Raw genomic sequence first — 2,293 nt, 5'->3', positions numbered from 1 at the left:
CGACCTCGCTCGGCGGCACCGTCGCCCCCCACCAACGGGGCGACCGCCGTCACCGACGAGTCGGGCCGCGCGAGCTTCACGTACACCGCGCCCGACGGTGTGACCGAAATCAAACACGACACCGTCACCGTCACCCTCGACGGGGCGTCCGGCCCCGGTGCGACCGTCACCTTCCCGCTGGAAGTCCGCGGGATGGGCGAGACCTACGAGGTCAGAAACATGGCTACGCCGACGCCGACGCCAACGCCGACGCCAACTCCGACGCCGACGCCGGAGCCCGAAGATGACTTCAGCATCGACGACGGCGAGGTCGTTCCGTCCAACGACTTCACGGGCGAGTTCGAACTGCTCGGCAGCGCCATCAAGAACGGGCGGTACGACGTGCCCGTCTCCGTGACGTTCGTCGTCGACGGCGTGTCGCACAGCCCGTTCGACTGGGACAACGTGAACGACGGCGCGTCGCACTCGTTCAACGTGGCGGGCGACGCCGGCGACGCGCTCTCCATCATCGCCGCGGCCGACGGCTACGTCACGGCCGACTCGTCGGTCGACCACCGGCAGGTCGCGGTCCTTCGCGACGGCGACCCGGTGCCGGAGATAAAAGGCTACAACGGACAGGATGACGCCGCCGAGTTCGTCGCCCCCTACATCAGCGACGACGGGCAGACGATGGCGCTCGACAGCAACCAAGCCATCTTCCTGTTCGAACTCGGGACGACGAACACGAACAGCGGCGCGTTCGACATGCAGGACGTGGTCATCCTCGTGACCCTCTGGGAGGACGACTGAGGAGGCCGCTTCCCTCCCGCCGCGCTCGTCAGGAGCGCCGACCCATTTCACACTTCGGTCTTTTTCTCGCCGGGTTCGCACGACCGGCGTATCGTTAACACCTGCGTCCCCGTAGGGTCGCGCATGTCGTTCGACCCGGACCGCGTCTCGACGGTCACGTTCGACTCGTACAGCACCCTCGTGGACGTCGACGCCGCCGAGAAGGCGCTCGCCGAGCGCGTCGACGACCCCGAACCCGTCTCGAAGCTCTGGCGGTCACGGTCGCTCGAATACACGTTCGTCGGCAACCACATCGACGAGTACGAGCCCTTCTACGAGATCAACCGCGCGGCGCTCCAGTACGCGCTGGAGGCCCACGGCGCGTCGGTCTCGGCGACCGAGCGCGACGAGATTCTCTCGGTCTACCACGAACTCGACGTGTTCGACGACGTGCGCGATGCGGTCGGTCGCCTCCGCGACGCCGGCTACGACTGCTACGTCGTCTCCAACGGGAACCCGGAGATGCTCGATTCGATGGTCGACCACGCGGACATCCGGGACCTCCTCGACGGCGTCGTCAGCGCCGACGAGGTCGAGGTGTTCAAGCCCGACGCGGAGATTTACCGCCACGCGGCCGCCCGGACGGGGACGCCCATCGACGAGATCGCCCACGCGACCGCCGGCTGGTTCGACGTGATGGGGGCACAACACGCCGGGATGCAGGGCGTCTGGGTCGACCGGAAGGACTCACCGTGGGAACCGTTCGGGCCGGAACCCGACCTCGCCGTCCCGGACCTCACGACGCTCGTGGACGCGCTCGTCGGCGACGATCCAAGCGCGGCCAACTGACCCTCCCGGCTCCGGTCCGTTCGCAGACGCTGCGTGCCATATACTCACAATACTATTGTCGCTGGCCGTTCATCTAGTCGGATGGAACGCCGGCGCGTGAAAGGCGGGATTCTGGCTGCTATCGGCTTCGTTCTGTCTCCGCTTTCGTGGTGGAACGACCTCGTGGTCAACCTCCCACTGGCCTACGCGTTCGGCGTCGCGGTGAGCCTTATCTCCAGAAGCTGGTTCCTTCCGGGCGTCGTCGCGGGCTACTGGCTGACGAACGTCATCGGGTTCGTACTGCTCCACAAGGGCGCTGTCGACGCGGTGTCGGCCGAAGCCCATCCGTACACAGCCCGGCGGTTCGCCAAGGACTTCGCCATCTCGGTCGGTTACACCGGGCTCGTGGTGCTGTTGGTCTGGCTCGGGATTCTCACCGTTCCCGACGGCCTGCTCGCGGCGCTCGGTCGCTGACTGCAGCCGGGTCGGACCGGCGCGTCCCGTCAAAAATAGCTCGAGCCGACTCGGCGGTGGGACCGGGTCGGTCGGCAGTCGTCGTCTCAGTTCTCCGTTTCGTTGTCGATGGGCGTCTCGGTCGGCGGCGGTGTCTCCGTCGGTGGCGGCGTCTCCGTCTCGTTCATCGGTTCGTCAGTGGTTGGTTCGTCAGTGGTTGGTTCGTCAGTGGTTGGTTCGTCAG

General features: G+C 66.7%; 2 protein-coding genes and 1 pseudogene. All 3 read left to right on the top strand.

Translation table 11 applies throughout. The features are described 5' to 3' along the window. Positions 1–789, top strand: a pseudogene (locus tag NKF06_RS20420) (hypothetical protein); the annotation flags it as partial. 123 nt (positions 790–912) lie between these two features. Next, positions 913–1,617 carry a haloacid dehalogenase type II gene (locus tag NKF06_RS20415; RefSeq protein ID WP_253246446.1) on the top strand — a complete coding sequence of 235 codons (705 nt, stop codon included), beginning with the start codon at positions 913–915 and terminating at the stop codon, positions 1,615–1,617. 81 nt (positions 1,618–1,698) lie between these two features. Then, positions 1,699–2,070: a hypothetical protein gene (locus tag NKF06_RS20410; RefSeq protein WP_253246445.1), complete on the top strand. Its 372-nt coding sequence runs from the start codon at positions 1,699–1,701 to the stop codon at positions 2,068–2,070. Positions 2,071–2,293 lie beyond the last annotated feature (223 nt).

Origin of the sequence: Haloferax sp. AB510 (genome assembly GCF_024136985.1) — an archaeon.
Taxonomy (GTDB): Archaea; Halobacteriota; Halobacteria; order Halobacteriales; family Haloferacaceae; genus Haloferax.
Note: the sequence above shows the minus strand (reverse complement) of the source record. Positions and strands in the feature narration are given on the sequence as shown.

Excerpts from the sequence above, each read along its gene's own strand:
- NKF06_RS20415 (WP_253246446.1), top strand. The coding sequence starts at position 913 with ATGTCGTTCGACCCGGACCGCGTCTCGACGGTCACGTTCGACTCGTAC.
- NKF06_RS20410 (WP_253246445.1), top strand. The coding sequence starts at position 1,699 with ATGGAACGCCGGCGCGTGAAAGGCGGGATTCTGGCTGCTATCGGCTTC.